Source organism: Vibrio sp. 10N.222.48.A3 (genome assembly GCF_041475345.1).
GTDB lineage: Bacteria > Pseudomonadota > Gammaproteobacteria > Enterobacterales > Vibrionaceae > Vibrio > Vibrio tasmaniensis_A.
Genome location: NZ_JBFRVX010000432.1, coordinates 1 through 5,221, shown reverse-complemented (window position 1 = coordinate 5,221; position 5,221 = coordinate 1). Strand labels below are relative to the sequence as shown.

The window sequence follows — 5,221 nt, the reverse complement described above, 5'->3', positions numbered from 1 at the left end:
AGTACTCTCTTGAAGGGAATACCATCTCGGTACCTGCGAGTGAATATAACTCATTAAAGCTAAATATGGTTCGAGCGGGTTTGAACCAAGAGCGAAACACCGGTGATGATATCCTCATGCAAGACATGGGTTTCGGTGTATCACAACGTTTAGAGAAAGAGCGTCTTAAACTAAGCCGTGAAAGACAGCTTGCTAAAGCTATTGAACAGATGAAGCAGGTACGTAAAGCTCAAGTTTTACTTGCCTTACCTAAGCAAAGTGTCTTTGTTCGTCACAATCAAGAAGCCTCTGCCTCAGTATTCCTGACACTTAAAACGGGGACGAACCTCAAGCAGCAAGAAGTTGATTCTGTTGTGGACATGGTGGCTAGTGCCGTTCCGGGGATGAAAACTTCGCGAATTACAGTGACCGATCAGCATGGCCGACTTTTGAGCTCTGGCTCTCAGGACCCGATGTCAGCGGCACGCCGAAAAGAGCACGAGTTAGAGCGTAATCAAGAGCAAGCGCTACGTGAAAAAATTGACTCTATTTTGATTCCGATTCTTGGGTTTGGTAACTACACGGCTCAGGTTGATATTCAACTCGACTTTAGTGCTGTGGAACAAACAAGAAAGCGTTTTGATCCGAATACTCCAGCAACCCGAAGTGAATATACATTAGAAGACTACAATAACGGCAACGTTGTGGCTGGTATTCCAGGGGCTTTGAGTAACCAGCCTCCTGCTGATGCATCGATTCCCCAGGACGTGGCTCAGATGAAAGATGGTACGATGATGGGGCAAGGTTCGGTTCACAAAGAAGCGACCCGCAACTTTGAGCTGGATACTACCATTAGTCATGAGCGAAAACAGAGCGGCACGGTTAATCGTCAGACCGTATCTGTTGCAATCAAAGATCGCCAATCATTGAACCCTGATACGGGAGAAGTGGTTCACACCCCAATTCCAGCAAGCGAAATTAACGCGATACGTCAGGTATTGATTGGGACTGTGGGTTTTGATGAAAACCGCGGTGATTTACTCAATGTTTTAAGCATGCAATTTGCACCTCAAGTAACGGATATTGTTGCTGACGTACCAATTTGGGAGCACCAACACTTTAATGATTGGGTTCGTTGGTTTGCGAGTGCGTTGGTTATTATTGTTGTCGTATTGGTGCTGGTTCGCCCTGCAATGAAAAAACTGCTTAACCCAGCAGCAGACGATGACGATCAAATGTACGGCCCCGATGGCATGCCAATTGGTGTTGACGGCGAAACCAGTTTAATTGGTGGTGATATTGAAGGTGGTGAGTTATTTGAATTTGGTTCAAGTATCGACCTACCAAACCTTCACAAAGATGAGGACGTACTGAAAGCAGTACGTGCACTTGTAGCAAATGAACCAGAGCTAGCAGCTCAAGTAGTTAAGAATTGGGTGGCAGATGGCTAACGAAATTGTTCCACAACAAGCAGAAGGTGGTGAAGGGCTTGATGTCGCAAGTGTTGATATCGAGTCTATCTCAGGCGAAGAACGCGCTGCTATCTTGTTGCTAAGTTTAAGTGAAGAAGATGCTGCGGGTATCATTCGCCACCTGGAACCTAAACAGGTTCAACGTGTTGGTAGTGCAATGGCACGTTCAACGGATTGGTCTCAAGAAAAAGTAGGTGCTGTGCACCGTGCTTTCCTAGATGATATTCAGAAGTACACCAACATCGGCATGGGCAGTGAAGACTTTATGCGTAATGCGTTGGTAGCTGCGCTGGGCGAAGATAAGGCGAATAACCTTGTTGATCAAATCCTTCTGGGTACTGGCTCTAAAGGTTTGGATTCTCTTAAGTGGATGGATCCTCGTCAGGTGGCAAGCATCATTATCAACGAGCACCCACAGATTCAAACGATCGTACTGTCTTACTTGGAATCGGATCAGTCTGCTGAGATCTTGTCTCAATTCCCTGAGCGTGTTCGTCTTGATTTGATGATGCGTATTGCTAACCTTGAAGAAGTTCAACCTTCAGCTCTCGCTGAATTGAATGAAATCATGGAGAAACAGTTTGCGGGTCAAGCGGGTGCTCAAGCTGCCAAAATTGGTGGCCTGAAAGCCGCTGCTGAGATCATGAACTACATGGACAATAATGTAGAAGGCATCTTGATGGGGCAAATTCGAGATCAAGACGAAGACATGGCAACACAGATCCAAGATCTTATGTTTGTCTTTGAAAACCTTATTGAAGTTGATGACCAAGGTGTTCAGCGATTGCTGCGTGATGTCCCACAAGACGTTCTACAGAAAGCGCTTAAAGGTGCTGATGAAAGCCTACGTGAGAAGATCTTCAAGAACATGTCTACGCGTGCAGCTGATATGATGAGAGACGATATTGAGGCGATGCCGCCAGTTAAAGTCTCTGATGTAGAAGCGGCTCAGAAAGAGATCTTGGGTATTGCGAGGAAGATGGCAGACAGTGGCGAGATTATGCTGTCTGGTGGCGCCGACGAGTTCCTTTAATACAGAAACCTCAAGAGCCCCACATTGTTGGGGCTTTTCTTTATCCAACTTCAAACCACAGATTAACTACCGTGTAATTGCTTGAATCTACAACGCAGTTGGACGAACTCATAGATAGGTACTGATATGTCAGGTGATAGAAAACGTGGCTTCCTTCGCCCTGAAGAAGATAATACGGTTGCCCAACCTCAGAAATGGGGGCTGCCTGACTATACCTCTGATGTGAACAAACAAGCCAAAGAAACGGCTTTTAACTACGATCCTGGCTGGATGCCAACGGTTGAAGAAGCCATTGAAGACGAAGAGCTGGTTCTAACTGAAGACCAAATCGAACTGATCAAGCAAGGCGCTTATCAGGAAGGGCTTCATCAAGGACAAGAGGCTGGCTTTAAACAGGGCTACGAAAAAGGCAAAGACGAAGGGTTTGCCGCAGGTCACGAAGAGGGTAACGAAGCCGGCAAACTTGAAGGCGTTACTGCTGGTCAAGAGTACATTCAGCAGCAAGTCGCCATCTTTATGGGGCTAGCCAACCAGTTCGCTCAGCCATTAGAGCTGATGAATGCTCAGGTAGAGAAGCAACTGGTGGACATGGTGTTGACTATGGTCAAAGAAGTGGTTCATGTTGAAGTGCAAACCAACCCACAAATCATACTAGATACCGTGAAAGAATCGGTAGAGTCATTGCCAATCTCAGGTCACGCGATCACATTGAAGCTAAACCCTGAAGACGTTGCAATAATACGCTCAGCGTATGGCGAAACGGAATTGGACTCTCGCAATTGGACGTTGGTATCAGAGCCTGCACTCAATCGCGGCGACGTACAAATTGAAGCGGGTGAATCGAGTGTTAACTACCGCATGGAAGAGCGCGTGAAGAACGTCATTCAAAGCTTCTGTGGTGTAAATCGTCATCAAGGTCATGAGTAATGCTTGAGTTAGCGAACCGTCTTAGCCAATACAAAGTCGAGGGGCTAAAGTCGCGACCAATTGCTTCAGGCAAACTAGTTCGTGTTGTTGGACTAACGCTTGAAGCTACCGGCTGCAAAGCGCCAATTGGCAGCTTATGCTTAGTAGAGACTATGTCTGGTCAGATGGAAGCTGAAGTGGTTGGCTTTTCTGGCGATAACCTGTTTTTGATGCCAAGTGAACAAATTACTGGGATCTTACCAGGCGCTCGCGTGACACCGATGACGTCGGAAAGCGGTATCCCTGTTGGAATGGAGTTGCTTGGTCGTGTTATCGATGGCGTAGGTAATCCGCTCGACGGTTTAGGTCCAATCTATACCGAGCAACGCGCTTCCTTTAATGCTGAGCCAATCAATCCTTTAGCTCGTAAACCTATCTCTGAGCCACTTGATGTTGGCTTAAAAGCGATTAATGGCTTACTAACGGTGGGCAAAGGGCAGCGTATCGGCCTGTTTGCGGGCTCCGGTGTGGGTAAGTCGGTTACGCTTGGGATGATGACTCGTGGTACAACCGCGCAAGTGGTCGTGGTGGGGTTGATTGGTGAGCGTGGACGAGAAGTAAAAGAATTTATTGAAGAGATCCTTGGCGAAGATGGTCGTAAGCGTTCTGTTGTGGTCGCCGCTCCTGCGGATTCGTCTCCATTGATGCGTTTAAAAGGCTGTCAAACCGCACTGGCTGTAGCTGAGTATTTCCGAGACCAAGGTCTAGATGTTTTACTACTGATGGACTCATTGACTCGTTTCGCTCAGGCGCAGCGTGAAATCGCTCTGTCTGTGGGTGAGCCGCCAGCAACCAAAGGCTATCCGCCGTCTGTGTTTGCCAAGCTTCCTGCGCTGGTGGAGCGAGCAGGTAATGGTAACGATGAACAAGGTTCTATCACTGCTTTCTTTACCGTGTTAACAGAAGGTGATGATTTACAAGACCCTATTGCCGATGCATCGCGAGCGATTCTTGATGGTCACATTGTTTTATCTCGTGAGATGGCTGATGCTGGTCACTATCCCGCGATTGATGTTGAGAAATCCGTCAGTCGTGTTATGCCTCAAATCACCACCGAAGAACATGTCTTGATGTCGAAAGCCGTTAGACAAGTGCTGTCTATATGCCGGAAAAATCAAGATTTGGTTTCGATTGGTGCTTACAAGCCGGGAACAGACCCTGCAATCGACAGTGCTTTCACTTTGAAACCGAGGTTGGACGAGTACTTACAACAGAAAATGAAAGAAACGGTTCCCTATGATATGTGCGTCAACATGTTAAAGCATGTGTTAGGCGGTTAGGTCGTGTTGAATAAGGTCAATCATGGATAACGCGTTAGAATTTCTTCTCGATCAAGCGAAAGACCAAGAGAACCAAGCTGTATTGGCGCTGAATCAAGCGAATGTCGAGCTGCAGGGTTACTACGAACAGGTCGAACAGATTGAAAAATATCGACTTGATTACTGCCAGCAACTTGTTGACCGAGGTAAGGCCGGATTAACGGCTAGCCAATATGGTCACTTAAACCGTTTCTTAACGCAATTAGATGAAACGCTCTCTAAGCAGAGAGAAGCGGAACACCACTTTAAAAATCAGGTCGATAACTGCCAAAACTATTGGATGGAGTTACGAAAAAAGCGTAAATCCTACGAATGGTTGATGGAGAAAAAGCAGAAAGAAAAAGCAAAGCTGCAAGATCAAAGAGAGCAAAAGCAAATGGATGAGTTCTCGACTCTGTTATATAGCCGAAAGAAGATTTGAACCTAATTCGCGAATGACGCAAGTGTTGCTC

Annotated in this window: 5 protein-coding genes; all 5 read left to right on the top strand. The window is 46.6% G+C overall.

The genetic code is table 11. From position 1 onward, the window contains the following. Positions 1-1,430 (top strand): flagellar basal-body MS-ring/collar protein FliF (gene fliF / locus AB4653_RS13150; protein ID WP_372104385.1); only part of this gene is annotated, 1,430 nt, incomplete at its 5' end. Then, complete coding sequence (fliG, locus tag AB4653_RS13145) at positions 1,423-2,484, top strand: flagellar motor switch protein FliG (RefSeq protein ID WP_102257952.1); 1,062 nt, start codon at positions 1,423-1,425, stop codon at positions 2,482-2,484. The genes fliF and fliG, both read left to right, overlap by 8 nt. 126 nt (positions 2,485-2,610) lie before the next feature. Then, a complete protein-coding gene (gene fliH / locus AB4653_RS13140) occupies positions 2,611-3,411 on the top strand; it encodes a flagellar assembly protein FliH (RefSeq protein WP_102257951.1) in 801 nt (266 codons plus the stop codon). After that, complete coding sequence (gene fliI, locus AB4653_RS13135) at positions 3,411-4,730, top strand: flagellar protein export ATPase FliI (protein ID WP_009848550.1); 1,320 nt, start codon at positions 3,411-3,413, stop codon at positions 4,728-4,730. The genes fliH and fliI overlap by 1 nt, the downstream gene beginning before the upstream one ends. Before the next feature lie 22 nt (positions 4,731-4,752). After that, the gene (fliJ, locus tag AB4653_RS13130; RefSeq protein WP_009848549.1) at positions 4,753-5,190 is read left to right on the top strand and encodes a flagellar export protein FliJ; all 438 of its coding nucleotides are present in this window, start codon (positions 4,753-4,755) and stop codon (positions 5,188-5,190) included. Positions 5,191-5,221: the final 31 nt, after the last annotated feature.